22 protein-coding genes are annotated in these 24577 nt (G+C 73.6%); 10 read left to right on the forward strand and 12 right to left on the reverse strand.

Features of this window, described 5'->3' with window-relative positions:
- Nucleotides 1–146: 146 nt before the first annotated feature.
- The gene (locus ABZY20_RS34660; RefSeq protein WP_356447093.1) at nucleotides 147–377 is read right to left on the reverse strand and encodes a chaplin; all 231 of its coding nucleotides are present in this window, start codon (nucleotides 375–377) and stop codon (nucleotides 147–149) included.
- Between the two features lie 218 nt (nucleotides 378–595).
- On the opposite strand from ABZY20_RS34660, the gene ABZY20_RS34665 reads away from it, so the two are divergent.
- A complete protein-coding gene (locus ABZY20_RS34665) occupies nucleotides 596–802 on the forward strand; it encodes a hypothetical protein (RefSeq protein WP_356447095.1) in 207 nt (68 codons plus the stop codon).
- 76 nt (nucleotides 803–878) lie between these two features.
- On the opposite strand, the gene ABZY20_RS34670 is transcribed toward ABZY20_RS34665, so the two are convergent.
- From ABZY20_RS34670 to ABZY20_RS34685, 4 genes are all read right to left on the reverse strand, one after another.
- Nucleotides 879–1376 carry a DUF5709 domain-containing protein gene (locus ABZY20_RS34670; RefSeq protein WP_356447192.1) on the reverse strand — a complete coding sequence of 166 codons (498 nt, stop codon included), beginning with the start codon at nucleotides 1374–1376 and terminating at the stop codon, nucleotides 879–881.
- A 140-nt stretch (nucleotides 1377–1516) separates the two neighbouring features.
- Nucleotides 1517–2992, reverse strand: coding sequence for a hypothetical protein (locus ABZY20_RS34675; protein WP_356447097.1), 1476 nt, complete (start codon nucleotides 2990–2992; stop codon nucleotides 1517–1519).
- Nucleotides 2993–3105: 113 nt separating this feature from the next.
- A complete protein-coding gene (locus ABZY20_RS34680) occupies nucleotides 3106–5460 on the reverse strand; it encodes a glycosyl hydrolase family 65 protein (protein WP_356447098.1) in 2355 nt (784 codons plus the stop codon).
- Nucleotides 5457–6194: a beta-phosphoglucomutase family hydrolase gene (locus ABZY20_RS34685; protein WP_356447100.1), complete on the reverse strand. Its 738-nt coding sequence runs from the start codon at nucleotides 6192–6194 to the stop codon at nucleotides 5457–5459. Before ABZY20_RS34685 ends, ABZY20_RS34680 begins: the two co-directional genes overlap by 4 nt.
- Nucleotides 6195–6298: 104 nt before the next feature.
- Between ABZY20_RS34685 and ABZY20_RS34690 the strand changes: the two genes are divergently transcribed.
- Both ABZY20_RS34690 and ABZY20_RS34695 read left to right on the forward strand, forming a co-directional pair.
- Nucleotides 6299–6970, forward strand: a complete 672-nt coding sequence (locus ABZY20_RS34690) for a nucleoside/nucleotide kinase family protein (protein WP_356447102.1) — start codon at nucleotides 6299–6301, stop codon at nucleotides 6968–6970.
- Between the two features lie 15 nt (nucleotides 6971–6985).
- Nucleotides 6986–7495, forward strand: coding sequence for a GNAT family N-acetyltransferase (locus ABZY20_RS34695; RefSeq protein WP_356447104.1), 510 nt, complete (start codon nucleotides 6986–6988; stop codon nucleotides 7493–7495).
- Between the two features lie 64 nt (nucleotides 7496–7559).
- Here ABZY20_RS34695 and ABZY20_RS34700 read toward each other — a convergent pair whose 3' ends face one another.
- The 5 genes from ABZY20_RS34700 to ABZY20_RS34720 form a co-directional block, all read right to left on the reverse strand.
- Entirely contained in the window at nucleotides 7560–9302 is a 1743-nt protein-coding gene (locus tag ABZY20_RS34700; protein WP_356447105.1) for a hypothetical protein, read from the reverse strand.
- A gap of 5 nt (nucleotides 9303–9307) precedes the next feature.
- Nucleotides 9308–10210, reverse strand: a complete 903-nt coding sequence (locus tag ABZY20_RS34705; RefSeq protein WP_356447107.1) for a carbohydrate ABC transporter permease — start codon at nucleotides 10208–10210, stop codon at nucleotides 9308–9310.
- Nucleotides 10207–11118: a sugar ABC transporter permease gene (locus ABZY20_RS34710; protein WP_356447108.1), complete on the reverse strand. Its 912-nt coding sequence runs from the start codon at nucleotides 11116–11118 to the stop codon at nucleotides 10207–10209. The genes ABZY20_RS34705 and ABZY20_RS34710 overlap by 4 nt, the downstream gene beginning before the upstream one ends.
- A 114-nt stretch (nucleotides 11119–11232) precedes the next feature.
- On the reverse strand, nucleotides 11233–12561 hold the full coding sequence (locus ABZY20_RS34715) for an extracellular solute-binding protein (protein ID WP_356447110.1): 1329 nt from the start codon (nucleotides 12559–12561) through the stop codon (nucleotides 11233–11235).
- Between the two features lie 280 nt (nucleotides 12562–12841).
- Nucleotides 12842–13963 (reverse strand): ROK family protein, encoded by a 1122-nt coding sequence (locus tag ABZY20_RS34720; protein ID WP_356447112.1) that lies wholly within the window; start codon nucleotides 13961–13963, stop codon nucleotides 12842–12844.
- Nucleotides 13964–14202: 239 nt separating this feature from the next.
- On the opposite strand from ABZY20_RS34720, the gene ABZY20_RS34725 reads away from it, so the two are divergent.
- The 3 genes from ABZY20_RS34725 to ABZY20_RS34735 all read left to right on the forward strand — a co-directional run bounded on the left by ABZY20_RS34725 (nucleotide 14203) and on the right by ABZY20_RS34735 (nucleotide 19005).
- Nucleotides 14203–15102, forward strand: a complete 900-nt coding sequence (locus ABZY20_RS34725) for a BadF/BadG/BcrA/BcrD ATPase family protein (RefSeq protein ID WP_356447114.1) — start codon at nucleotides 14203–14205, stop codon at nucleotides 15100–15102.
- A gap of 231 nt (nucleotides 15103–15333) precedes the next feature.
- Entirely contained in the window at nucleotides 15334–17250 is a 1917-nt protein-coding gene (locus ABZY20_RS34730; RefSeq protein WP_356447115.1) for a phosphatase PAP2 family protein, read from the forward strand.
- 216 nt (nucleotides 17251–17466) lie between these two features.
- The gene (locus ABZY20_RS34735) at nucleotides 17467–19005 is read left to right on the forward strand and encodes a phospholipid carrier-dependent glycosyltransferase (RefSeq protein WP_356447194.1); all 1539 of its coding nucleotides are present in this window, start codon (nucleotides 17467–17469) and stop codon (nucleotides 19003–19005) included.
- Nucleotides 19006–19038: 33 nt separating this feature from the next.
- Here the strand turns inward: ABZY20_RS34735 and ABZY20_RS34740 are convergent, their stop codons facing one another.
- Nucleotides 19039–19440 (reverse strand): DUF3662 domain-containing protein, encoded by a 402-nt coding sequence (locus tag ABZY20_RS34740; protein ID WP_356447117.1) that lies wholly within the window; start codon nucleotides 19438–19440, stop codon nucleotides 19039–19041.
- A gap of 53 nt (nucleotides 19441–19493) precedes the next feature.
- Entirely contained in the window at nucleotides 19494–19661 is a 168-nt protein-coding gene (locus ABZY20_RS34745; protein WP_356447197.1) for a hypothetical protein, read from the reverse strand.
- Nucleotides 19662–19812: 151 nt separating this feature from the next.
- Here ABZY20_RS34745 and ABZY20_RS34750 point away from each other — a divergent pair, with 151 nt between their 5' ends.
- The 4 genes from ABZY20_RS34750 (at nucleotide 19813) to ABZY20_RS34765 (ending at nucleotide 24489) form a co-directional block, all read left to right on the forward strand.
- Nucleotides 19813–20730: a MurR/RpiR family transcriptional regulator gene (locus ABZY20_RS34750; protein ID WP_356447119.1), complete on the forward strand. Its 918-nt coding sequence runs from the start codon at nucleotides 19813–19815 to the stop codon at nucleotides 20728–20730.
- A 260-nt stretch (nucleotides 20731–20990) separates the two neighbouring features.
- On the forward strand, nucleotides 20991–21371 hold the full coding sequence (locus tag ABZY20_RS34755; protein ID WP_356447121.1) for a hypothetical protein: 381 nt from the start codon (nucleotides 20991–20993) through the stop codon (nucleotides 21369–21371).
- Nucleotides 21372–21417: 46 nt separating this feature from the next.
- Complete coding sequence (locus ABZY20_RS34760) at nucleotides 21418–21984, forward strand: antibiotic biosynthesis monooxygenase (protein ID WP_356447123.1); 567 nt, start codon at nucleotides 21418–21420, stop codon at nucleotides 21982–21984.
- A 108-nt stretch (nucleotides 21985–22092) separates the two neighbouring features.
- Nucleotides 22093–24489: a SpoIIE family protein phosphatase gene (locus tag ABZY20_RS34765; RefSeq protein ID WP_356447124.1), complete on the forward strand. Its 2397-nt coding sequence runs from the start codon at nucleotides 22093–22095 to the stop codon at nucleotides 24487–24489.
- The last annotated feature ends 88 nt before the right edge of the window (nucleotides 24490–24577 follow it).

Genomic DNA, 24577 nt, shown 5'->3' on the forward strand with positions numbered 1-24577 from the left:
GGGGCGCGCGCCCGCGCCGGGGCGGGCCGCGGCCGCGCCGGCCGGGGGGGGCCCCGCCCCCCCCCCCGCCGGCGACCCCCCCTCCCGCGGGGCGGCCGGGGGCTCCGCGGCCCCGCCCGCCGCCGGGAGGCCGTACGACCGGTACGTCAGTCCTCGATCGAGCACTTGACGCCGAACACAGGGCTGAGCAGCCCGTTGTACGAGTTACCGCAGAAGTTGGTGTTGATCTCCACCGGCAACTGGATGACGTTGCCGGAGAGCACGCCGGGGCTGTGGCTGGCGACACCGATCACTCCGTCGTCGGCGCTCGCCGTACCGGCCGTGGCCAGAAGGGCGGCGCAGGCCAGGCCGACCGCGGCAGTCACACGTGTACGCATGGAAAAGCTCCTGTCGTTCGCAGGGACACGTGTGACCACCGTGGCCCGAGGGGCGGCAGTGCGACATCGGGGAGCGTCCGAACGGGGTGCCCGGCCTTCCGTGGGGCCGGGTCCGCACCCTCCGGATGCACACCGGGCTCCCGCGGGGAATGGTGATAGCGGACCCGTTTTTCAGCACCGGGGCCGCACCAGCGATCCGGACCCTAGGAGCAGAGAACATGTCGACGTCACAGCCCCCCGCGTCCCGGCCGCCCGAGGACCGCACCACCCCCGACCGTCTGCTCCACGCCCGCACCGGCACCGACGTGTCGCCGGAGGACCTGGTCCTCGCCTCGGGCAAGGACCTCACCCCGAAGAACCTCGACTGGGCCAGGCGCAAGCTGGAGGCGGAGGGACCTGCCGCCATGGAGAAGCTGCTGCCCTAGCCCTCGGCACGTGTGAGGCCACCGCGTCCGGCGCCGTACGCGCCGGACGCGGTGGCCTCACACGGGGGCAGCCGGTTCAGATGCCGCTGTCGTCCTCGTCCCCGGGCAGCGCGGTGTCGTCCGCCACGACGTGCACCGCGGCCTCCTCCGCGCCGGCCGCGCCGCCGTCGATGCCCACGTCGCTCGCGACGGCGTCCTTCGTGGTGTCGGGGTGGGCGCCCTCGTCCGGGGCGACCAGGCGGCCCGCGCGTTCCGTGCCCGCCTCGGGGTCCACCGGTTCGCCGTCGCCGTCGGGGCTGTCGCCCACCCCGTCCCCGACCGGCTCGGCCGTCACGTCGGGGACCTCCTGGGCCAGCCGCTCGTCGAGGGTCTCGCCCTCGTGCTGCTCGGCGGCGGTGGTGCCGGTCTTGGTGACGCCGAGCGGCTTCTCCGGCGGGGAGTAGCCCTCGTCGAGGGTGTCGTCGTAGGTCCGCTCGTCGACGGCGTCCTGCAGGTCCAGCGGCGCGGCGTCCTCCTGCTCCTCGTTGCTCCCGGTGGGCTGGTACACATCGTCCGCCATCGGTTCGGGGCGCATCGGTTCCGTGCCCATCGTTCCTGCCTCCCTGTCGTGGTGCGACGACTCGTTCGTCTCGTCCGCCCGTTCCGCGTTTCCCGTTACGCGCGCTCTAACCTCGGCGGATGCCCCTGGCAGGGTCGGGGGACGCGGCTCGCGGGTCAGGGGCGCGGTGCGATGCGGACGTCCAGGTCCGGGATCCGGTGGAGCGGCCAGGCGCGGGCGTAGCGGGGCGGGGTGGTGCCGGTGGGCGCGAGATGGGCGACCGGGAGGCGCTCGGCGGTGCGCAGGATGCCGGCCACGGTGGTGTTCTCGTTGTTCCCGGAAATCGCTCCGGAGGAGCAGCCGGTGTAGTAGCCGATCGGGATGGCCTCGTGGCCGGTGAGCAGGCACGGCGGGCGGACCCCGAGGCGGTGCAGGGCGGCGGCCGTGCGGTCCCAGTCGCGGCGGCTGTCGGTGTTGCGGACGACGGCGCCGTGCAGGACGGCCGTCTGCACCGCCAGGTGCCCTGCCAGGCCGAGCGCGACCAGGGATGCGGTGACCGTGCGCCAACGCCCGTCCGGCGTCCTGACCAGGTGCCACAGGGCGTCCGCGACCGGGACGGCGAGCAGGGCGTAGGCCGGCTGGAGGAAGCGGGGCGCGGCGTAGCCGATCATGAACAGGTACGGCACGGCGGCCGTGGCGGCGCAGGCCAGCGGGATCAGAGTGCGTCCCAGGCGCCGGGCCCGGCCGGCGACGACCAGCGCGAGACCCGCCAGGACGGGCAGCACGAACCACCAGATCAGCACCGGCGGGTCCGGCATCGGCCCGGTGCACGGCCGGCACAGGGCCCGTCCGCCCAGGCTGCGCATCTGGTCGTCGACGGCGAACTGCCAGCCGAGCCCGCCCTGGATGCGGGAGGCCTCCGACAGCCGCTCCCGCAGCCCGCCGTGCGCGGCGTAGGCCTCGACGATCCACTGCACGGCGCCCGCCGCGAGGCCCGCGACCAGCGCGAGGAGCAGTCGCGGGCGGCGGCGCGCCAGGGCGAGGACGAGGAGCGGGACCGTCACCCAGACCGCGTCGGTGGGGCGCATCCACGCCATGAGGGCGGCGCCCGCGGCGACGCCCCACACGGCCCCCCGGGCGGAACGTTCCTCCCGGGCGCGCAGGAAGCAGCCCACGCTGATCAGGGCGCCGATCGCGACCCAGTAGTTGGGCATGGCCTGCGGCCCGTAGAAGAGGGTCATCCACAGGGACGCGAAGAGGGCGCCGCCGGTGACCAGGACGCGGGTCGGGAACAGGCCCCGCCAGGCGCGCAGCGCCAGGAAGAGGGCGAGGCCGGACAGCAGGGCGAGGTAGACCCGCAGCAGCGGGACGGACGACGACCAGGACGCCACCGGCGCCACGAGCAGGGAGACGCCCCGCGAGCGCGGGGCGCTGAAGAAGGCCGCCGGGGTGTGGGACGTGACCTGGCTGACGTAGACGATCTCGTCCCAGCCCAGGCCCAGCACGGGCCGTACCAGGGCGAGTTGCGCGACGGTGAAGGCGGCGGCCAGTACCGCGAGGGCCCGGTCGCCGCGCCCGCCGCCGGTCGCGCGTGACGCCGTCTGCTCGCGCCGCCGCCTGCGGACGAGGATGGCGTTCGAGCCGTCGGCCATGTTCCGCCCCTTACCCGGTCGGGCCACAGAGTCACAAACACGGACAAACTAACTCGCGTGCGGTGGGGGTGCAGGGCGGAATACGGCCAAGCGCCTGACCGGAGGCCGGGCCGTCAGCGTGTGTGCGGGGCGCGGTGCGGGGGCTGGGCCGGGGCCGGACGGTGGGTCGGCACGGGGATGGAGCGGACCGCGGGCGCGTCCTCGCCGACCGTCAGCTCGCTGCCGTGGTGACGCAGGGTCAGGGCGGGTCCGGAGACCAGGTGGTACGTGGCCCGGTCGGCGGTCAGCTCCACGCGCAGGCGGCGGCCGAGGAAGCCGACGGTGAACGCCAGGCGGCCGTACCGCTCGGGCAGCCGCGGCGAGAAGCTCAGGGTGCCGTCGGTGCAGCGCATGCCGCCGAAGCCGGCGACCAGCGCCATCCACGTGCCGGCCAGCGAGGCGATGTGCAGTCCGTCGCGGGTGTTGTGCTCCAGATCGCCCAGGTCCATCAGCGCGGCCTCGGCCGTGTAGGCGGCGGCCAGGTCGAGATGGCCGGACCGGGCGGCCATGACGGCCTGGACGCAGGCGGACAGCGAGGAGTCCCGGACGGTCAGCGGTTCGTAGTAGGCGAAGTTGCGGGCGATCTGCTCCTCTCCGAAGAACTCCTCGAAGAAGCTGCCGCACGTGTACATCGCCAGCACGAGGTCCGCCTGCTTGATCACCTGCTTGCGGTACAGGTCGAAATAGGGGAAGTGCAGCATCAGCGGGTACTGGTCCGGGCCCGTGCGGGAGAAGTCCCAGCGCTGGTAGCGGGTGAAGCCGGCGTGCTGTTCGTGCACGCGCAGTTCGTCGTTGTAGGGGACGTGCATGGCCTCGGCGGCGTCCCGCCAGGCGGCCATCTCCTCCTCGTCGGCGCCGAGCCGGGCCGCCTCGTCGGGGTGGCGCTTGCAGGCGTCGGCGGCGGCCAGCAGGTTCGCCCGGGCCATGAGGTTGGTGTACGTGTTGTCGTCGGCGATGGCGCTGTACTCGTCCGGCCCGGTGACGCCGTCGATGTGGAAGACGCCCCGGTCGTCGTGGTGGCCGAGGGAGCGCCACAGCCGGGCGGTCTCCACCAGCAGTTCCACGCCGACCTCGCGTTCGAAGGTCTCGTCGCCGGTGACGGTCACGTACCGGACCACGGCGTCGGCGATGTCGGCCCCCACGTGGAAGGCGGCAGTACCGGCCGGCCAGTACGCGGAGCCTTCCGAGCCCTCTATCGTGCGCCAGGGGAACGCGGCGCCGCGCAGGCCGAGTTGGGCTGCGCGCTCGCGAGCGGCGGGCAGCGTGTCGAGGCGCCAGCGCAGCGCCTCGGCGGCGGACTTGGGCGCGGTGTAGGTCAGCAGCGGCAGCACGAACGCCTCGGTGTCCCAGAAGGCGTGGCCGTCGTAGCCGGACCCGGTGAGTCCCTTGGCGGGGATGGCGCGCTGCTCGGCGCGGGCACCGGCCTGCAGGACGTGGAACAGGGCGAAGCGGACGGCCTGCTGGATCTCCTCGTCGCCGTCGATCTCCACGTCGGCGCGCGCCCAGAAGTCGTCGAGGTAGGCCCGCTGCTCCTCCAGGAGCCCCTGCCAGCCGCTGTGCGCGGCCGCCGCGAGGGCCGCCTCGACCTGGTCGCTCATCGCGGGCCGGGAGCGGGTGCCGGACCAGCCGTGCGCGACCAGCTTCTCCACCCGCAGCCGCTCCCCCGGCTCCAGCACGGAGGTGACGGTCAGCCGGGCCACGTCCGCGTTGCTCTCGCCGGCGGTCGTGGTCCGTTCGGGCCCGGTGACGACGTGGTCGGCGGCGACGGCGACCCGCAGGCCGCTGCGGCGGGTGCGGTGCACCAGGCGCAGCCTGCGGCCCAGCGCGAGGTCCTCCTCGGGCTCCAGCGGCGACTTCAGCGCCTTGGCGGCCCGCGGGTCGCCGTCCGGCTCGGGCAGGCTCTCGTTGGCGACCAGCTCCGACTGGACGACCACCCGGGTCCGGCCCCCGACGGGCTCCACCTCGTACGCCACGGCGGCTATCGCGCGCTGGGTGAGGGAGACCAGCCGCGTGGAGCGCACCCGGACGGTCGAGCCGGCCGGGGAGGTCCACTCGCAGACCCGCTCCAGCACGCCCCGCCGCAGGTCGAGGGTCCGCTCGTGGACGACGACCCGCCCGTAGCGCAGGTCGAACGGCTCGTCGTCGACGAGGAGGCGCAGCAGCTTGCCGTTGGTGACGTTGATGGCCGTCTGGCCGGACTCGGGGTAGCCGTAGCCGGCCTCGGCGTAGGGCAGCGGGTGCAGTTCGTGGACGCCGTTGAGGTAGGAGCCGGGCAGTCCGTGCGGTTCGCCCTCGTCGAGGTTGCCGCGCCAGCCGACGTGGCCGTTGGACAGGGCGAACACGGACTCGCTCTGGGCCAGCACGTCCAGGTTGAGTTCCGACTCGCGCACGCTCCAGGGTTCGACGGTGTAGGCCCGCTGCGCGATCACTCCGCGTCCCCCAGTTCGGCGAGGTCCTTCACCACGATATCGGCCCCGTGCCGGTACAGGGCGTCGGTCTGCCCGACGCGGTCGACGCCGACGACGTACCCGAAGCGGCCCGCGCGGCCGGCGTCCATGCCGGCCAGGGCGTCCTCGAAGACGGCCGCCCCGGACGGCTGGACACCGAGGTCCGCGGCGGCGGCCAGGAACGTGTCGGGACGCGGTTTGCCGGGCAGTCCGCGCTCGGCGGCGACGACACCGTCGACGCGTACGTCGAAGAGGTGCTCGGCGCCGATCGAGTGCAGCACGTCCCGGCAGTTGGCGCTGGAGGAGACGATCGCGGTGCGCAGGCCGTGCGCGCGGACCGCCTCCAGGTAGCGCAGCGTGCCCTCGTAGGGCTCCACACCCTCGGTGCGGATCTTCTCCAGGAGCAGCGCGTTCTTGCGGTTGCCGAGCCCGTGGACCGTCTCGGCGCCCGGCGGGTCGTCCGGGTCGCCGTCGGGCAGGTCGATGCCGCGGGAGGCGAGGAAGGTGCGCACTCCGTCGGCGCGCGGCCGGCCGTCGACGTACTCGTCGTAGTCGGCCGCGTCGAACGGCCGGTAGTCCTCGCCGTCCCGTGCGCGCAGGAAGGCGTCGAACATCTCCTTCCAGGCGGCCGCGTGCACGGCGGCCGTCTTGGTGACCACCCCGTCTAGGTCGAAGAGGCAGGCCTGGATGTCGTCGGGTAGACCGAGCTGCGTCATACAGGACCGTTTCCCCATTGCGGGGGCATCCACTGAGTGGCGCACGCCACATCGGCGGACGACTCCCCGCGGCACGGGCGGCGGAGGGTGACACACTCTGCGGTGTGCCGCTCACCTTCGACGACCTCCTCCGGCGCGCCCGGGCCCTGCCCCGGCCCGGCCGGCGCGCGCTCCTCGGCATCGCCGGCAGCCCCGGCGCGGGCAAGTCGACGCTCGCCGAGCACCTGGTGCGGGAACTGAACGGGACGGACGAGCCCTGGGTGGCGCACGTGCCCATGGACGGCTTCCACCTGGCGGACGCCGAACTGGAGCGGCTCGGGCTCCGGGACCGCAAGGGCGCGCCCGAGACGTTCGACGCGGCCGGATACGCGGCGCTCCTGGGCCGCCTGCGCGACGACCCCCGCGGCGACACCGTCTACGCCCCCGGTTTCGAACGCGTCCTGGAGCAGCCGCTGGCCGGGGCGATCCCGGTCCCTCCACCTGCCCGGCTGATCGTCACCGAGGGCAACTACCTGCTCCTGGACACCGGCGCCTGGGCCCGCGTCCGCCCCCTCCTGGACGAGGTGTGGTTCTGCGAACTCCCCGAGCACGAACGCCTGCGGCGCCTGGTCACCCGGCACGAGGAGTTCGGCAAGGCGCACGACGAGGCGGTGGCGTGGGTGGAGCGAACGGACCAGCGCAACGCCGAGCTGATCGCCCCGACCCGGGACCGGGCCGACCTGGTGGTGCCGCAGTCGGCGCTGCCGCGGGGCCGTTTCCCCTCCCCCGGCCGATGAGGCAGGATCGACCGCATGATCAGACCGGCCACCGTGCACGACGTCCCCGCCATCCGGACGATGATCCGCGAACTCGCCGCCTACGAGAAGGCCGAGGAGCAGGCCCGCGCCAGCGAGGAACAGCTGCGCGAGGCCCTGTTCGGCGAGCACCCGGCCGCCTACGCCCTGATCGCCGAGGACGACGGCACGGGCGAGGCCGTGGGCTACGCCCTGTGGTTCCCGCGCTTCTCGACCTGGACGGGCACGCGCGGCATGCACCTGGAGGACCTGTACGTACGGCCCGGGGCGCGCGGCGGTGGCCACGGCAGGGCGCTGCTCGCGACCCTCGCCGCGCTCTGCCGGCGCGAGGGCTACGACCGGTTCGAGTGGTGGGTGCTGGACTGGAACGAGCCGGCGATCGGCTTCTACTCGTCGCTCGGCGTGGAGTTCCTGGACGAGTGGAGGGTGTGCCGGCTCAGCGGCGAGCCCCTGGAGGAACTCGCCGCCCGGGCACCGGAGGCGGTGGGCACGGCCCGCGCCGTGTGAGCCGCCCCCAGCCGGACGGGATCGGTGCCGGTTCCCCGTGCGCGTCGCCCGCCCTGATGTCCCGTCACCGCTGCGGAGGCTCCTGCGCGCGCCGGCGGGCGCGCAGTGCGAGGGTCAGGGTCTGCGGGCCGTGCCCACCGATGTGGACGCGGTTCCCGCTCGTGGCATCGGTGCCGCCCACCACGGTGTGGTCCTGCCCCGGGTCGTACCGCAGGAGGTCGCCCCGGTCCGGCCCGGCCAGGGGCTCCCCCGCCTCGACCGCGGCCCGGACGCGGATCTCGTCGTCACCGACCCGGTAGGTCATCGGCCCGGCCGTCAGGCACCAGCGCCCGTCACCGATCGGAACCGCGCCCTGCGGCACGCCACCCGGCCGGAAGGTCAGCTCCAGCGCCCAGGGCACCCGGGGCCCGCTGATGTCGATGCGCAGGTCGGCGCCGTCCTCCCGCAGGTCCACCTCGACGCGGGTCGTGTGGGAGACCTCGTCCCGGGGCCGGTCAGCGAAGGCCATCGCGGCCGAGAAGCGTCCCTCGTCCGCCATCCGGTAGGAGCCGTCGTCCCGTCGCCGGTCCGGCGCGAGCGGCTGGTAGTAGGCGGCGGAGAGGGTCTCGGTGAGCCGGTAGCGGCCGTCGGCGAGCCGCTGCATGCCGGCGGCGCGGAACGGGCCCAGGTCGAAGAAGCCCCGGGACAGGCGGACCGCGTCGAGGACCGCGTCGCCGGCGAACAGGCGCAGGAAGGTGGGGTTGCAGGCGAGACCGGAGCGGATGCGCCGGTGCTCGGGCACGTCGGAGCCGCCGTACACCACCGTGTGCGCGGTGTCCGAGGCGCGTGCGGCGAGGCGCGCGGTGGTGAGGTACCGCTCGCGCGGCAGCACCTGCGCCGCCGGTGCCGGCAGGACGTGGCACAGGTCCGGGGTGAGCAGGGTCCCGGCGAGCAGGCCGGGGTCGTCGATGCCGCCGTGGGCCGCCTGCCGCGCCGCGCGGCTGAAGTCGCCGCGGCCGGTGCGGATCGCGAGCAGCCGGTAGTGCGGCAGGTAGGGCGCGAGCGGGAACGGGCCGTGCTGGTCCTGCCGTCGCGAGTGGACGGTCTCCACCGTGCCGTCCGGCCTGATGAGGTCCAGGGTGGCGGCGAGGTTGCGTTCGACGGCGTCGAGCAGGTCGGCGCGGCCGAGCACCTCGGACAGCAGCAGCAGCGACGGGTTGGTCACGTGGGCCGCGTAGTTGGCGCTGCGTTCCGAGTACAGGCCCTCCGCGTCGATGTCGACGCCCTCGGCGAGCCACTGCCCGACGCGGTCGAGCAGCCGGCCGTCGGGGAACGACCGGTGCAGGCGGGCCAGCGCCGCGCACAGCTCCCAGCGGTGGTTCGGGGTGTGCACCCCACCGGTCAGGAGGCTCTCGGTGGCGGCGCCGGCGATCTCGGCGAGCGCGGCCGTGGCCGCGCGCAGCCCGGGCCCTCCGCCCGCGGCGAGGACGTGCGCGTCGCACACGTCGTTGACGGTGAACGCGGAGTCCGGCGGTGACTGCACGTTGTCGCCGCCGGCGAACAGGCCGGTGCCGGTCTGTGCGGCGCGCAGGGCGCGGAGGTGGGTCATCGCCGCGGCGACGGCCTGCCCGCTGCCGTGCAGTGCCGAGTCCGGGGACCGGTATGCCGCGAGCAGGGTCTTCACCCGGCTCGCCAGGGTGCGATGGGGCACACCGGCGGGCTCTGCGCCGGGGCGGGCCGCCAGCGGGGCGGCCAGCCGGTCGGCGGCGGCGGCCGCCGCGCGGACGAAGTCGTGGTCGACGAAGTCGTGGTCGGGCGGGGTGGGCACGGTCGTCAGTCCTTCAGTCCGGCGTTGATGTCGGCGTTCATGACGTAGCGCTGGAACACCAGGAAGACGACGATCAGCGGCACCATGGAGATGACCGATCCGCCCAGCAGCACCGACCAGTTGATGTTCTGCGCCCCGACGAGGCTCTGGATGCCGATCTGCACGGTGAACTTCTCGGGGTCGTTGAGCATCAGCAGCGGCCAGATGTAGTCGTTCCACCGCCACTGGAACGACAGGATGGCCAGCGTCAGCATGATGGGCCGGGAGATCGGCACCATGATCCTCAGGAAGATCGACAGCTCGCGCGCGCCGTCGATGCGGGCGGCCTCGAGGAGCTCGTCGGGGACCGTCAGGAAGAACTGGCGGAACATGAAGCACCCGGTCGCGGTGAGCACGGCGGGGAGGATGATGCCGGCGAGCGAGTTGTACAGGCCGAGGTCGCGGACCACCAGGAACTGCGGGGCGAGCATGACCTCGGACGGCAGCATCGTGGTGGCCAGGATGCCGATGAAGAAGGCCTTGAGCCACTTGTTGTCGTACTTGGCCAGCGCGTACCCAGTACAGCAGCTGACTCCCACCGTGAGGATCGTCGCGATCACGCACACGATGGTCGTGTTGATGAAGTACTGGGAGAAGTTGGCGCTGTCCCACGCCGCCTTGTACCCCGACACGGTGGGGTCGGACGGGAAGAGCGTCAGCGGAAGGGAGAACAGGTCTCCCGCCGGTTTGAAGGAGCTGAGGACGAACCACAGCACCGGCACCCCGTAGAGGGCCGCCAGCACCCACAGCAGTGTCGTCGCGGGCACCGCGCGCCGGAATCCGCCGCGGGACGCGCCGCGGGGCTGCTTCTTCGAAACGGCCCGGCCGGGTCCGGCGTCGACGGGGCGGGGCATGTCAGTGGTTGTCATCGGTTCTCCACCCGCCGGTTGACGAACAGCTGGATGACCGCGACGGCCATCAGGATGAGCATGAGCACGAACGACGCGGCGCTCGCGTAGCCGATCTGCCCGGACTTGAAGCCGGTCTGGTAGATGTACTGGACCAGCAGGTTGTTCGACGTCCCGGGCCCGCCGTTGTTGAGGGAGGCGAAGAGCGGATACTCCTTCATCGCGTGGATCGTGTTGAGCAGGATGACGATGAAGGACGTGGGCGCGATGCTCGGCAGGGTGATGCTGACGAACTGGCGCCACGGGCCGGCGCCGTCGAGCGCTGCCGCCTCGTAGTACGACGTCGGGACGTTCTTGATCGCCGCGATGAACAGCAGCATGGAGAAGCCCGTCCAGGCCCAGGACGCCGCCACCACGACCACCAGCAGCGACAGGTCCGCGTTCGACTGCCACGGAACGGCGCTGCCGCCGGCCTTCTCGATCAGGTAGTTGACCAGGCCGAAGTTCTCACCGAACAGCCACCGCCACAGCACGCCCACGACGATGGGCGACAGCAGCCACGGGATGAAGAAGAAGACGCGGGCGACGGACACGCCCTTGGCGTGCCTGCTCACCAGCACGTTGGCGATGAGCAGCGAGAACACGAAGTTCAGCGGGACGAAGAGCACGGTGTACAGCAGGGTCCGGGTCACCGCGTCGTAGAAGGTGGAGTCCCCGAGGAGGTTGCTGTAGTTGTCCAGTCCGATGAACTGGAACGCCCCCACGCCCGTGTAGTTCGTGAAGGAGTAGACGAGCCCGATCACCGCGGGCCAGACGAAGAACAGCGCGAAGAGCACGACGTTGGCCGCGATGAGGACGAGCGGCGCGAGGGTGTGGCGGCTGCGTCTCCTGGGCGGGCTCACGGACACGTCCGGGGCGCGTTTGGTCATCTTCCTGACTCCGTGCTGGTGAGGGGTTCCGGTGGGCTCAGGCGGTGAGCCCGGTGTCGCGCGGGCGGCCGGGGCCGGGCGGCGGGTGCTCGGACCCGCCGCCCGGCCCCCGGCTCACGATCCGCCGCCGACCTGCTGGTTGTAGCCGGCCACGATGTTGTCCAGGGCCTTGTCGACCGACTGCTGGCCGTTGATCGCCTTGCCGAGTTCCGTCTTGGTCGGGTCCTCGGTGAGGCTCTTGCCCTTCAGCACCCAGTTCGTCTGCGCGGTGTTGAAGTAGCCCGAGATCGGCTCGTACAGCGGGATCGACTCGTTGTAGAGCTTGAACGCCGCCTGGGCCGCCTCGGAGGTGAAGGGGTACTTCGGGTCCAGGCCGGTCTCGACGGGCAGGAACCCGGAGGTCTCGCACAGCTCGCGGTAGTGGTCCGGCTCGTACAGCCAGGACATGAACTTCTTCGCGGCGCCGGCCGCGGCCTCGTTGTTGTTGAAGCCGACCATCATGCCGCCGCTGTTGACGTCGCTGGCCTGCACGGGCTCGGCCGGGGTCGGGACGCTGGCCCACTCGAACTTCTTGATGCTCTCGGCGAAGGCGGGCACCTGCCACACACCGGACCAGTAGGCGACCACGTCACCGCTCTGGAACATGGCGGACGGGTCGGCGCCGCTGGTCCACACCGACTTCGGCATGGTCTTGTCGTCGTTCAGCGCGACGAAGCGCTTCACGGCCTTGCGGGTGGCGGCGTCCACGGAGAACTTGCCCGAGGAGTCGGCGTGGACGTACTTCCCGCCCAGCTCGTAGACCATGGCGCGCAGCCGGGAGGGCGACTGGTCGAAGGTGAGCGAGTACTTGGCGCCGGTCTTGTCGCGGACCTTGTCGGCGGCCTTGACGAATTCGGTCCAGGTCCAGGTCTTCTCGGGCGAGGTGGGGAAGTCGACGCCGGCCTTCTCGAACAGCGACTTGTTGATGTACAGACCGGAGGCGGTGATGTCCGAGGGGATGGACAGCACCTTCCCGGAGGAGTCCTTGGCGATGAAGTTGGGGTTGATCTTGTAGCTCTTGTTGCCGGCGATGGAGCCGAGGTCGATCAGCTTGTTCGCCCAGATCGGGTCCAGGGCCGGCACGGCCGCCACGTCGGGCAGCGAGTTCGCCTGCGCGGCGTTGTGCAGCTTGGCCGGGTATCCGTCGTAGGGGATGTTGACGAGCTTGACGGCGACGCCGGTCTCCTTCTTGTACTGCGCCACCATCTTCTTCCAGCCCGCGTCCTGCCCCGGGACCGTGGAGACCCAGAACGTCAGCGACTTCTCGGTCCCGCCCGAGCCCGAGCCCGACCCGCAGGCGGAGAGCAGAAGGGCACCTGCCGTGGCCACGGCAGCGAGGGGAACCACGCGGCGTATGCCGCCGCGGCCGAGCCGGCGGGAGCGCCGCACACCCACACTGATCATGTTCGATCCCATTTCTCGTGACGGAGGAAGCACGGCGCCAGCCGAGGCGGCACGGGTGCATTGTGCAGGAGATGTCGAATGTCGCTTCCCGGGGCGCGGCCTCGCCCGGCCGCGTCGCCTTCACGGGTGGGGTCCCCGGCCTCGGCGGCCGAGCGTCGCACGAGCTCGCCCTCGTGCGGCTGCCGTACGTCGCGTACGAGCGGGAGGCTTACCCGGAGTCGGCGTCCCGGCCGACTTAGAAAGCGCTTGTCCGGACATTGGCAGACCGATGGCGCAGCCGTCAATGCCTCGCTCGCACGGCTCCGGTCACGGTTTGAATTCCATGGGCGACGGCCAGCCTGCTGGCGCCCGCCACCGTGCCGGTGTCGCCCACGACGCTGCTGACCACCTCGGTGGGCCAGCTCAGCCGGGCCAGCTCGGCCCGCACACCCGGCAGGAGCTGCGGATCCGCGCCCGTGCCGCCGCCGAGCACGATCAGCCCGGGGTCGAGGACCGCGGCGACGGCGGCGGCGAGCCGGCCCACGTCGGCGGCGTGCGCGCCGACCACGGCACGGGCCGTGGCGTGCCCCTGCGCGGACAGGGCGAGCAGCCGCTCCGCGGTGCGCGGACGCGGCCCGTCGCCGTCCCGCCAGGCCTCGGCGGCCCGCCGGAGCAGGGTGCGCGAGCCCATGCGCTGCTCCAGGCCCTCGTGGCGCGGGGCGCGGTCGTCGTCCCAGGGGTAGGGCAGCCGGGCCACCTCACCGGCGGCGCCGTTCGCACCGCGCAGCACCCGGCCGCCGATGACGACGGCGAGACCGATGCCGACGCCGATGCGCAGGTAGCCGAAGGTGTCGCGGCCGACGGCGGCGCCCTCGTGCAGCTCCGCGAGCGCGGCGCAGTTGACGTTGTTCTCCAGGTGGACGGGCACGCCCTCGGGCAGGGCGACGGCCATGGCGTCGAAGGCGGGGCCGGCCTTGGAGGTGGCGGGGCGTTCCCCGGCGCCCTCCCGGTCACGGGTGGTGACGTCACCGACGGCGACCACGACGGCCCGCAGTGGAGCCCCGGCGGGCAGTGCGTCGAGGACCTCGCGGACGGTGCCGGCCGCATCGGACCGGGAGCCGGTGCCCTCGGCGAGCAGCGTGCCGTCCAGGGCGCAGCCGCGCACCCGGGTCTCGGCGGGGCCCAGGTCGACCGCGAGCACGGCGCCTGCGGCCGGGCCGAGCCGGTAGACGGCGGCGCTGCGGCCGGTGGAGCCGGAGGCCCGGCCGGAGTGCGCGGCGAGCTCCGCGGCCTCCAGTTCGGCGACGGCCGAGGAGACGGTCGGCTTGGACAGGCCCGCACCGGCCGCCAGCTGGGGGCGGGTGGCCGTGCCCGTCCCGGCCAGTACGTCGAACACCACACGGGCACTCTCACTCAGCTGCATGGTCTCCCCAGGTCGTGCTGCGGCCGGACACGGCGAGCCGCAAGAGTGGCGCGGCAGCGGTGATTCCGTGCCTCTTGACGCACCCTACTTCGTTAGTTAACTTCCTAACGAACTTCACGGTACTCGCCTGCCGTGCCCCGCAGAAGCCCGTCCCGGGGCTTCCCTACCTCTTCAACTGCCGTGGTCCGGCGCGCGGTTCGCCTGCCGCTCGCCGTGACCGCGCGACGAAAAGAGGACCCGTGCAGGACTCCACGCCTTACGCGGTCGGTATCGACGTGGGCGGCACCAAGACCTGGTTGCGCGCTCACGCGGGCGGTGCGGCGGTCGTCGATCACGTACGCCTCAGTACGGGATGGCGGCCGCACGACGCCCGGGCCGCGGCCGGCTGGCTTGCCGCGCTGGTCCACGAGGCACTGCCCGCGGGCGCACGCCCGTCCGCCGTCGCCGTGGGCGGGCACGCCTGCGAGACACCTCGCCAGTGCGAGGGCATCCGGGCCGCGCTGCACGAGCGGCTGGGGGTGCCCGCACGGGTCGTGGGGGACGCCGAGCTGCTCGTCCCGGCCGCCGGTCTCGACAAGGGTGCGGGCCTGGTCGCCGGTACCGGTTCGGTCGCCGTGGGGCGGTCGCCCGACGGCGGTCCGGTCCAGGTCGGCGGCTGGGGCGCGGTGCTCGGCGACGAGGGCGGCGCGGCCGGACTCGTCCGCGAGGCCGCCCGGGCCGTCTGGGCGGCGCACGACCGCGGCGAGCGGCCCGACGCCCTGGCGTCCGGTCTGGTCGCCGCCTTCGGGGTGGCCGAGGTGCCCGCGCTCGGCGCGGCCCTGGAGGCCGCCGCGGACGTCTCCGCCGAGTGGGGCCGGCACTCCCCCGTCGTGTTCGCCGCCGCCGAGGCGGGCTCACCGCTCGCCCGGGCCGTGGTCGCCGACGGCGGCCGGGCCCTCGCCGCGCTCGTCGTACGGCTCGCCGCGCGCGGTGCCGCCGTGGACGACGTGGTGGTGGCGGGCGGCACGGTGCTCGCCCAGCCCGCGCTGTACGAGGCGTTCACCGCGGCGCTCGCCGAAGCCCTGCCCGGGTCCCGGCCGCGGCGCCTGCGCGTGCCGCCGGTCGAGGGCGCCCTGAGGCTGGCCCGCGCCCTGCTGTGAAGGGCGCCGCCCGGCCGTTCCGGTGAGCCGGGCGGGGGCCGTTCACGTTCCGGACACCGGCCCGTGGCCGGACCCACCGCGACGGGTCACCGCACGGCCGTAGATCTTCACTCGTCACAGGTGCCACGGCAGTCACACAGGCATCAGCCGTCGCACCTGGCACCACCTCGTCGGCCGTCCGGCCGCAGCACCGCCGCAGAGATCCCCCGCAGACTCCAGAGAGGCGCACCCATGCCGTCATCAGCCGGGACCCGCACCGCCACCGCCGTCGACCGGCGGGGATTCCTGAAGACCTCCCTCGGGGCCTCGGCGGGCGTGCTCGCCGCCCCGGCCCTCGTCACCTGGGCGGCCGCCGCGGACGCCAAGGCGGCCACGGGCTTCCCCGCCTTCGTCGACGACTACACGTCGAACGTCCTGGCCAACCAGACCCCCGAGACCAACGCGGTCGTCCGGATCCTGGGCGGTATGGCCGAGGTCTGGAAGACCGGAGACGCCTGGAACACCGGCCGCGTCCTGGACCGCGAGGTGCTGCGCGCCAACATGCGCTACTGCGCCCGGATCACCCGGGCCCGCACCGAGGCGCAGGCGAAGGAGGCGTTCCTCCACGACCGCCAGCACCAGAGCTACGCCGTGATCGCCGGTCTCGGCCCGCTCGCCGGACCGTACCGGGAGGGCGCCAAGGCGGTCACGTCGATCACCGCGGCCCCGGACGGCACGCCCCCCGGGAAGATCAGCGACACCCTGCCCGCCGACGCCCCGGCCGGCTCCGCGCTCGGCGCGGGCTCCCACGACTCGGACCTCGGCCGGGTGGCCCGGCTGGTCGACACCGTGCGCGGCCCGTTCGCCTCGGGCAACCCGGGCAAGTTCGCGTTCCAGTACCCGCGTCCGTGGCGCATGAACGAGGACAGCGAGGTCGTCGACACCGGCCGGAAGGACGCATTCGGCTACCCGGTGTACGACTCGGACGTGGTCGTCGCCCCGCAGCTGCTGCGCCAGCGCTCCGAGCACCCGGAGGAGGACGGCGGCTTCCCCAGCGGTCACACCAACGCCTTCCACCTGGCCGCCCTGGCCTTCGCGTACGCGGTGCCCGAGCGGTTCCAGGAGCTGGTGACGCGCGCGTTCGAACTGAGCCACACCCGGATCGTCGCGGGCATGCACTCCACCGTCGACGTCATCGGCGGCCGCGTCATGGCCACCGCCCTGACGGCCGCGGCGCTGGCGGACCCGGCGAACGCCGAGCTGAAGGCGGCGGCCCGCGCCCAGGCCCTGGACTACCTCACGCGCGCGACCGGCACGACCCCCGACACCCTGTACGCCTACGCCCACGCGGACGCCGGTGACGCCTACGCCGACCGCGAGGCCAACGCCCGCGCGGTCGGACCGCGGTTGACCTACGTCCTGCCGCGCCGCGGGCGCAAGGAGCCGATGACCGTGCCCAAGGGCGCGGAGGTCCTGCTGGAGACGCGGCTGCCGTACCTGTCCGCCGGGCAGCGCCGGGAGGTGCTGCGCACGACCGCGCTGCCCTCCGGCTACGTGCTGCTGGACGGCTTCGAGCAGTGGGGGCGGCTGAACCTGTTCGCGGCGGCGGACGGTTACGGCGCGTTCGCACAGGACGTCACCGTGACGCTGGACGCGCGGGCCGGCGGCTTCCACGCGGCCGACAGCTGGCGCAACGACATCGAGGGCGAGGGCGGGCTGACCAAGCGCGGCACGGGCACGCTCACGCTGACGGGCCGCAACACCTACCGCGGCGGGACGGTGGTGGCGGACGGCACGCTGGTCGCGGCCTCGGCCCACGCCCTGGGCCGGGGAGACGTCCGCGTCACGGGCGGCACGCTGCGCGCCGGGGACACCCTGCGGGTGGGCGGCTCGTACGTGCAGGAGGGCGATTCCACACTGGAGTTGACGCTCCGCCGGCAGCACGGCCCGGCACTGGCGGTGGGCCGGCGGGCCCTGCTGGGGCGGGGCGCCGTGCTGTCGCTGCGGCTCGACACCGAGCGGCCCCCGGCCGCGGGGACGACCGTGCCGGTGCTGTCCGCTCCGGGGCTGCGCGGCCGGTTCGAGCGGGTCGAACTGCGGTCCGACACGCTGACGGCCGTGCCCGTCCACACGCCGGAGGGCCTGTCGGTGCGACTCGTGCGGCGGTGACGCCGTGCGCGGCGGGGGCTGATGCAGAGTGGGTCCATGAGGGACCTGTGGACCGCCCCCGCCGTGCCCCGGCCGGTGCCGCTTCCTCCCCCGGCACCGGCCGGCGCCGTGCGGCGGCGGCCCGGCGGACGGTGGCCCGGCGGACGGTGGCCCGGCGGACGGTGGCCCGGCGGACGGTGGCCGGTGGCGCTCGCGGTGGTCCTGCTGCTGGCGCAGATGGCCTTCGCGATGGTCACGACGGCGGTGCGGCAGACGCCGACCATCGACGAACCGGTGTACGTGGGCGCGGCCGTGGAGTACGTGCGCGAGCACCGGCTGCGGCACAACCCCGAGCATCCGCCGCTGGGCAAGCTCGTCATCGGCGCGGGTGCCGTCCTCGCGGATCCGCGGGCCGGCACGGGGTTCACCGGGGACCAGGGGCGGCTGGGGCGGCACCTGCTGTACGAGTCGGGCAACGATCCCTGGCGGCTGATGCTGTGGGCCCGGCTCCCGGTGATCGCCCTGACACTGCTGTTCGGGCTGGTCGTGTTCGCCTTCGCCCGTGAACTGGCGGGGCGGTACGCGGCGTTGGCGGCGCTCGCGCTGTACTGCTTCTCCCCCGACGTCATCGCCCACGGGTCGCTCGCCACGCTCGACGTCCCGGCCGCCGGGTTCGTGCTGACGTCGGTGTGGCTGACGTGGCGGGCCCGGGTGAGGCCCCGGACGTACGTGCCGCTCGCGGGGGCGGCGCTGGGTGCCGCCCTGGCCACGAAGATGAGTGCGCTGCCCGCCGTGCCGGTGGTCATGGCGCTGGCCGCGGTGTCGGTGTGGCGGGCGTCCTCGGCGGGCAGGCGGCTCGGGCGGGCGGTCGCCGCGGCGGCCATGGTGGCCGTGGCCGCGGTCGCCGTCGTCTGGGCCGTGTACCTGATGGTCGATCCGCGGCTGCGCTGGGATCCGGAGCAGCCGGTGCCCGTGGTGCGCGGACTGCGGGGCCTGCTGGTGCACCTCCTTCCGTTCCCGGAGGCCTACCGGGACGGCATGCGGATGCAGTTCGCGCTGGAGAACCGGCCGTGGCAGGGGTTCCTGTTCGGGCGGTTGTACGACGGCTCGCTCTGGTACTACCTGCCGGCCGCGCTGCTGGTGAAGACACCGCTGGGCATGCTCGCGCTGTGGGCGGCGGGGGCGGCGGCGGCGGTGGCGATCCGGCGGCTGCGGCCCGCCGCGCCGTACGTGCTGGCCGCTCCCGTGGTGCTGCTGGCGGCGGCCATGCAGGGGGCGCGGGACTTCGGGACCCGGTACGCCGTGTTCCTGCCGCTGTTCCTCGCGGTGGCGGCGGGGTGCGTGACGGCGTTGCGGCGGCGGTGGGCGTCCGCCGGGGCGGCCCTGCTGGTGGCGTTCACCGCGGTCAGTTCGCTGCGGACGTTCCCCTACTACCTGCCGTACTCCAACGAGGCGTTCGGGGGGCCCGGCCGGACGCGGGAGTGGCTGCACGACTCCAACGTGGACTGGGGGCAGGACCTGGGGCGGCTCGCCGAGCGGCTGCGGGAGCGGTATCCGGGCGAGCGGGTGTGGCTGGTGTACAAGGGCAGCGGGGTTCCAGCCTTCTACGGGATCGAGGCCTGCGATCCCCGGCGGGTGCCGCTCCGCGAGGTGCGGGGGCTGCTGGTCGTCTCGGACTCCGCGGCGGCGAAGGCCACGGGGCGGCTGGCCGGACTCATCGGCGGCAGCCGCCCCGTGGACCACGTCGGGCACTCGATCACGGTCTATCGCCGCTGAGTACCCGTCAGGTGCCGTGCGGCGTGCGGTACTTCAGTGCGTCGCGCGGAAGAAGCCGTCCGCGCTGACGTGCGGCATGACTTTGCTGGACACCCGGTAGCGGCCGTTGGGCACCTCGGGGCACCGGGCCACGTGGACCGCCAGCGGGCCGGCCCACTCGTAGCCGCGGCGCTCCGCGTGGCGGGCCAGGCTGTCGGTGAGGGCCTGGCCCACGTCCGTGCCGCTGCGGGCCAGGTGTTCGTGCACGTCCTCGGGCAGTTCCACGTCGTAGGCGTTGGGGACCATGACCCGGCCCTCGCACGAGACCACGGCGTTGCCGTCGCACTCGCGGCGCAGGGCCTCCAGGACCTCGACCGGCTCGCGGTCGCGGATGCGGGCCCACAGCGCCTCCCATCGGTTCTCCAGTGTCTCTTCCAGCGCACTCAGTGCGCCCATGCGGCCTCACCTGCCGGTAGCTCGTCGGTTCGCTTGCGGTTCCGGGAGGCGGGCTACCGCTCGTCGAAGTCGTCGGGGCGGACCTCGGCCTCCTCCAGGGCCTCGCGCATCGTGCGCCCGGTCGCGCCGGCCGGCCGGTCGCGGTTCTCGTCGTGCTGCTCCAGGACCTCGTCCGTGGTCCCGGTCTTCGGACGGTTCTCCTCGGGGACGGTCATCGTCATGGCTCCTCTCGCGATCTCGGGGCGGCGGGTTCCCGCCCGGCGTCCGGGTATCCCCCCGGCGGGCGGCTCATGTGCACCAGCGAAGAAGCCGCTGGTCACTACGGTGCGTGAGCTATGTTGAACGTCCGTGGGAGACGAAGGAGGCGCACCGGTGCCATCGCCGCAGCAGGCACGCGCACAGGCATCCGCGATCAGTTCGGGGAAGACCGACCCGGAGACGGAGGTCTCCCCGTCCTCCCAGCTGCGCACTCTCTTCGACCGGCCCCGGCTGTCCCCGGGGCAGCGGCGCATCGCGCAGTACCTGATCGAGAACATCACCGAGGCGGCGTTCCTGTCGATCACGGATCTCGCGGACCGGGTCGGGGTGAGCCAGCCGTCGGTGACGCGGTTCGCCTCCGCGGTCGGGTTCAGCGGCTACCCGGCCCTGCGCGAGAAGCTGCAGTCGATCGCGCTCGGCACCCTCGCCGGCGGCCCGGCCGAGGAACACCGGGGCAACGAGCTGCAGGCGGCGGTCGACGCCGAGATCGAGAACCTGGAGAACCTGCGGCGCGACCTTGCCGACCCGGACGCGGTCATCGACATCGGCCGCAAGCTGTCCTCCTCCACGCCCCTGACCGTCCTCGGCCTGCGCATCTCCGTGTCGCTCGCCGAGTACTTCGCCTACGCCGCGCGCCGGATCCACCCGGACGTACGGCTCGTGACGCGGGGCGGCAGCGTCGCCTACGACGCACTGCTGCAGTCACGTGAGGCGGGTGGTACGTGGGTGCTGGCGTTCTCGATGCCGCGGCACGCCCAGGAGACCCTGACGGCCGTGCGGGTCGCGCGGGGCGCCGGGCTCAAGGTCGCCCTGATCACCGACCTGGCCCTCGGGCCGCTCGCCGACGAGGCCGACGTCGCCTTCGCCACCGGCACCGGTTCGCGCCTGGTCTTCGACTCCTACGCGGCCCCGGGCGTGATGTGCTCGGCGCTGCTGCAGGCGATGACGGACGCCGACCCGGAACGGACGCAGGCCCGCCTGGAGGAGTACGAGCAGGTCGCCGACCAGCACCATTTCTTCCTGAAGGACTGAGCGCTCCGCCTCCGGGCGCACCACGGGACCACCCGCAACAAAGCGCGCATGAATGTTTTCATGCGTCTTGCAAACCGGAAGGCATATATAAATACTGCTCACGGATCGCGACCCGGCTCGTCCGGATCCGTTCCGCACCCGAGGAGGCCGGGTCCTACCCGCTCCGGCGTCCCGGGTGTCCGTGGCGGCCCCGGTCATCCCCTAGGCCGGGGCCGCCCCGACCCGTCGTCCACCCTCACGACGCCGCACACCCGGAAGCGATGATCATGCCCCTGACGTCCACGCGCATCAGCCCGGACTGGCCCTGCCAGGTGAAGACCCCCGGGAGCTACGACTGGGAGCGCTCGGCGGCCAAGTGGCTGCGCGAGCTGGTGCCCGCGCGCTACGCCGGATACCCCGTGTTCGTCCGCCACCCCGTCCTCCTCGCCCGGCACGCCCAGATCCAGGTCCAGCAGGAGATCCGGGTGGCCCGCACCGCCCTGCAGACCGCCCGCGCCGACCTTCCCGGGCTGGGCCTGCACGAAGGCGTCATCGAGCACACCATCAAGCTGTACGCGGCCGAGGTCATGCAGCTGCAGCACATCGCGCGCAGCGTCCGGGTCGTCACCCAGGCCCTGGTCGAGGCCCACCGCCACGCGTGACGCCCCGGGAGGCATGACCCGCGGCGTACGTGGCACGCGTAATGCGATGAGCACCACGCAAGCGCGCCGCGCGGAGCCGGTGACCACGGTTCTGACCTGGCAGGTGCGCCCCGGCCGGGAGCCGCAGTTCGAGGAGTGGACGCGCGGCATCACCCGCTGCGCCCGGCGGTTCCCGGGCAACGAGGGCGTCTCCTGGCTCACCCCCGAGGACGGGCACCGCTACCACGCGGTGCTGCGCTGGTCCGACCGGTACCGGCTCGCCGCCTGGCTGGAGTCCGAGGAGCGGGCCCACTGGCACCGGCGGATCCAGGACATCGCCACCGAGGTCAGCAGCGCGCGCCAGTCGACGACCGGCATGGAGACCTGGTTCAGCCTGCCGGGCACGACCGTGCAGGCGCCGCCCCGCTGGAAGATGGTGCTGACGACCCTGCTCGGCGCCTACCCCTTCGTGCTGCTGATCCAGTGGCTCGTGACGCCGTACACCGCCGGCTGGCCGCTGCCGCTGCGGGCCGCCGTGTTCCCGCTGGTGCTGCTGCCGGTGCTGACGTACCTCGTGATGCCGCGGCTGAGCCGGCTGCTGCGGCAGTGGCTGTATCCGCGCAACGGCGACTGACGGTCCTCCCGGGCGGGCCTACGGGACGCATGAGGCGAGAGTGGCGTCCGAGCGGCTCCCGCCCGCACAGCGCTCTTCGAATCGGGCCAGGTGTGAAATGCTCGACGGGTGACGAGCGAGCCCGTGACACCGGAGCAGCCCGGGGCCGCACCGGACCTGGTCGAACTGGCCAAGATCGTCGCCCGGCAGCGCGCGGAGCTGGACCGGCTGCGCGACCAGGCGGCGACGTCGGCCGTGGTGGAACGCGCCAAGGGCGCCGTGATGGCCCTGACCGGATGTCCCGCCGACGCCGCGGGCGAGCGGCTGCGCGAGCAGGCCAAGGCGGCCCGTCACACCCTGCTGGAGGAGTGCTGGATCACGCTCGGCGGCCTGGCGCCCGCCGGGCACGCCCCGGGCGAGGCGGCCGGGTCCGCCGGTGCCGGGACACCCCGCACGGAGGCCGCCGCCCTGGAGGGTGCCGCCGCGCCGGACGACGTCGCCGCCGCCCTGGGCCGCCTCGCCCGTGCCCTCGTCCGCGTGATGACGCCGCAGGATCTGGCACGGTGCCTGCTGGAGCACCTCTCGACGGACATGGCGGCCGACGCGATCCTGATCTACGCCCGCCGGGCCGACGGCGGCTTGGAGCTGACCGGGCACGCGGGTGTCGACGAGAAGCTGGCCGCCCAGTGGAGCCAGGTACCGCCACTGAGCGGGATCGCGGCGCTGGACGCACTGCGGGCGGGCGAGCCGCGCTGGCTCGAGGACCACGCCGCGGACGAGCGGCGGTACCTGCTGATAGGCGACCCTCCCGACCGGTGGCGCTCGCGCGCCTGGCTGCCCGTGGGCGTCGCGGGCTCCGCCGAGGTCTGCATCGGCGTGCTGCGCGGACGGGACGGTGTCTTCACCCCGCGCGACCGCGCGCATCTGCGGGGGGTCGCCCTGCTGTGCGCCGGCCGGCTGCGGACCTTCGACACCCCGGCCGAGCGGTCCGCCGACGCCGCCACGGACGCGGTGCAGGCGCTGTTCGAGGCGCTGCCGGTCGCGGCGATGCTGCTCACGCCGCTGCGTTCCGTCTCCGGCGAACCCGAGGACTTCCGGGTGGAGGCCGCCACCGCCCAGGCGGGCGACCTGCTGGGCCGCGCCGGGGAGGAGCCCGCCGGGCGGCGGCTGCTGGAGTTCCGGCCCGCCCTTCCTGCGGAGCCGCTGTGGCGCGGCCTGGTACGGGTCCTGGCCACCGGGGAGCGGTACGAGGGCGAGCCGTTCGCACACGAGGAGGTCGTGGACGGCGTCGCCGAGCTGTTCACGTACACGGCGCGGGTGGCGCCGCTGGGCGACGCGCTGGTCGTCTCCTGGGTCCGGCGCGGCTCCTCCGACCGGCAGGAACAGCGGCTGGCGGACCTGCAGCGGCTCGGCAGCCTCGGCTGGGCGCAGTGGAACCTGGCCTCCCAGGAGGCCTCCTGGTCGACCCAGGTGTTCGCCCTCCTCGGCCGGGACCCCTCGCGCGGCCCGGTCCCCCTGACCGGGGTGCCGGAACTCGCGCTGCCCGAGGACACCCCCGCGCTGACCCGTGCCGTCGGCGAACTCGTCCAGCAGGGGCGGGCGTTCGACGTACCGTTCAGGATCCGGACCAACGGCGGCATCCGGCATCTGCGGCTCGCGGCCGAGGCGGTGACCGACACGCACGGCACACCGGTCGAGGTGCAGGGCTTCGTGCAGGACATGACGGCCCGGCGGCGGGCGGAGCTGGCCCTGATCGAGAGCGAGCGGGCCATCGTCACACAGCACGACGTGCTGCGGGCGGAGCGGACCCTGGCCTCCCGGCTCCAGCACGCGCTGCTGCCGATGTCCAACCGGCCGGTGCATCTGGCGGGGCTGCGCGTCGAGGTCGCGTACCTGCCCGCCCAGTCGGGGGTGCACGTCGGCGGCGACTGGTTCAGCGCCTTCGAACTGCCCGACGGGGACGCCCTGCTGGTGGTGGGGGACGTCGCCGGGCACGGGGTCGACGCCGTCGCCACCATGGCCCAGCTCCGGTTCACCGCCAAGGGCATGGTGCTCACGGGCTCCTCGCTGACCGGCGCCCTCCACCGGCTGAGCACGCTGCTGCTGCACTCGCGCGACACCTACGCGACCGCCACGATGGTGATGGCCCGCTACTCCCCCGGCGACCGCCGGCTGGTCTGGGCGCAGGCCGGGCACACTCCGCCGCTGCTGCTGCGCGGCGGTGAGGTGCGGTACCTGGACCGCCCGCGCGGCATGCTGCTCGGCGCCTCCGCAGCGCCGGTCTACGAGGAGGCCGAGTGCCGTCTCGAACCGGGTGACCGGCTGATCCTGTTCACCGACGGCCTGGTCGAGCATCCGCCGGAGAGCATCGACCGGGGCCTGGAGCGTCTCGCCGAGGCCGTGGCGGCGCCGCACGCCGACGCGCCGGCGTCACTGGGGCCGCTGCTCGCGAAGATGCTGCCGCAGGAGCGGCGGGACGACGTGTGCGTCGTGGACGTCCGGGTGCCGGAGGTGCGGGAAGGGTAGGGGCGCTCGGGGCGGGCCGTGCCGGGGTTCACGAGTCGCCGCGGTGCCGCCAGTACCACCACAGCCCCATGATCACGGCCAGCAGGAA

The organism is Streptomyces sp. NPDC006624 (genome assembly GCF_040611555.1).
Classification (GTDB): domain Bacteria; phylum Actinomycetota; class Actinomycetes; order Streptomycetales; family Streptomycetaceae; genus Streptomyces.

What these genes read in the sequence shown, in the direction of transcription:
- ABZY20_RS34660 (WP_356447093.1), bottom strand. Translation starts at nt 377, where the DNA reads ATGCGTACACGTGTGACTGCCGCGGTCGGCCTGGCCTGCGCCGCCCTT.
- ABZY20_RS34665 (WP_356447095.1), top strand. Translation starts at nt 596, where the DNA reads ATGTCGACGTCACAGCCCCCCGCGTCCCGGCCGCCCGAGGACCGCACC.
- ABZY20_RS34670 (WP_356447192.1), bottom strand. Translation starts at nt 1,376, where the DNA reads ATGCGCCCCGAACCGATGGCGGACGATGTGTACCAGCCCACCGGGAGC.
- ABZY20_RS34675 (WP_356447097.1), bottom strand. Translation starts at nt 2,992, where the DNA reads ATGGCCGACGGCTCGAACGCCATCCTCGTCCGCAGGCGGCGGCGCGAG.
- ABZY20_RS34685 (WP_356447100.1), bottom strand. Translation starts at nt 6,194, where the DNA reads ATGACGCAGCTCGGTCTACCCGACGACATCCAGGCCTGCCTCTTCGAC.
- ABZY20_RS34695 (WP_356447104.1), top strand. Translation starts at nt 6,986, where the DNA reads ATGATCAGACCGGCCACCGTGCACGACGTCCCCGCCATCCGGACGATG.
- ABZY20_RS34705 (WP_356447107.1), bottom strand. Translation starts at nt 10,210, where the DNA reads ATGACAACCACTGACATGCCCCGCCCCGTCGACGCCGGACCCGGCCGG.
- ABZY20_RS34710 (WP_356447108.1), bottom strand. Translation starts at nt 11,118, where the DNA reads ATGACCAAACGCGCCCCGGACGTGTCCGTGAGCCCGCCCAGGAGACGC.
- ABZY20_RS34715 (WP_356447110.1), bottom strand. Translation starts at nt 12,561, where the DNA reads ATGATCAGTGTGGGTGTGCGGCGCTCCCGCCGGCTCGGCCGCGGCGGC.
- ABZY20_RS34720 (WP_356447112.1), bottom strand. Translation starts at nt 13,963, where the DNA reads ATGCAGCTGAGTGAGAGTGCCCGTGTGGTGTTCGACGTACTGGCCGGG.
- ABZY20_RS34730 (WP_356447115.1), top strand. Translation starts at nt 15,334, where the DNA reads ATGCCGTCATCAGCCGGGACCCGCACCGCCACCGCCGTCGACCGGCGG.
- ABZY20_RS34735 (WP_356447194.1), top strand. Translation starts at nt 17,467, where the DNA reads ATGGCCTTCGCGATGGTCACGACGGCGGTGCGGCAGACGCCGACCATC.
- ABZY20_RS34740 (WP_356447117.1), bottom strand. Translation starts at nt 19,440, where the DNA reads ATGGGCGCACTGAGTGCGCTGGAAGAGACACTGGAGAACCGATGGGAG.
- ABZY20_RS34745 (WP_356447197.1), bottom strand. Translation starts at nt 19,661, where the DNA reads ATGACGATGACCGTCCCCGAGGAGAACCGTCCGAAGACCGGGACCACG.
- ABZY20_RS34755 (WP_356447121.1), top strand. Translation starts at nt 20,991, where the DNA reads ATGATCATGCCCCTGACGTCCACGCGCATCAGCCCGGACTGGCCCTGC.
- ABZY20_RS34760 (WP_356447123.1), top strand. Translation starts at nt 21,418, where the DNA reads ATGAGCACCACGCAAGCGCGCCGCGCGGAGCCGGTGACCACGGTTCTG.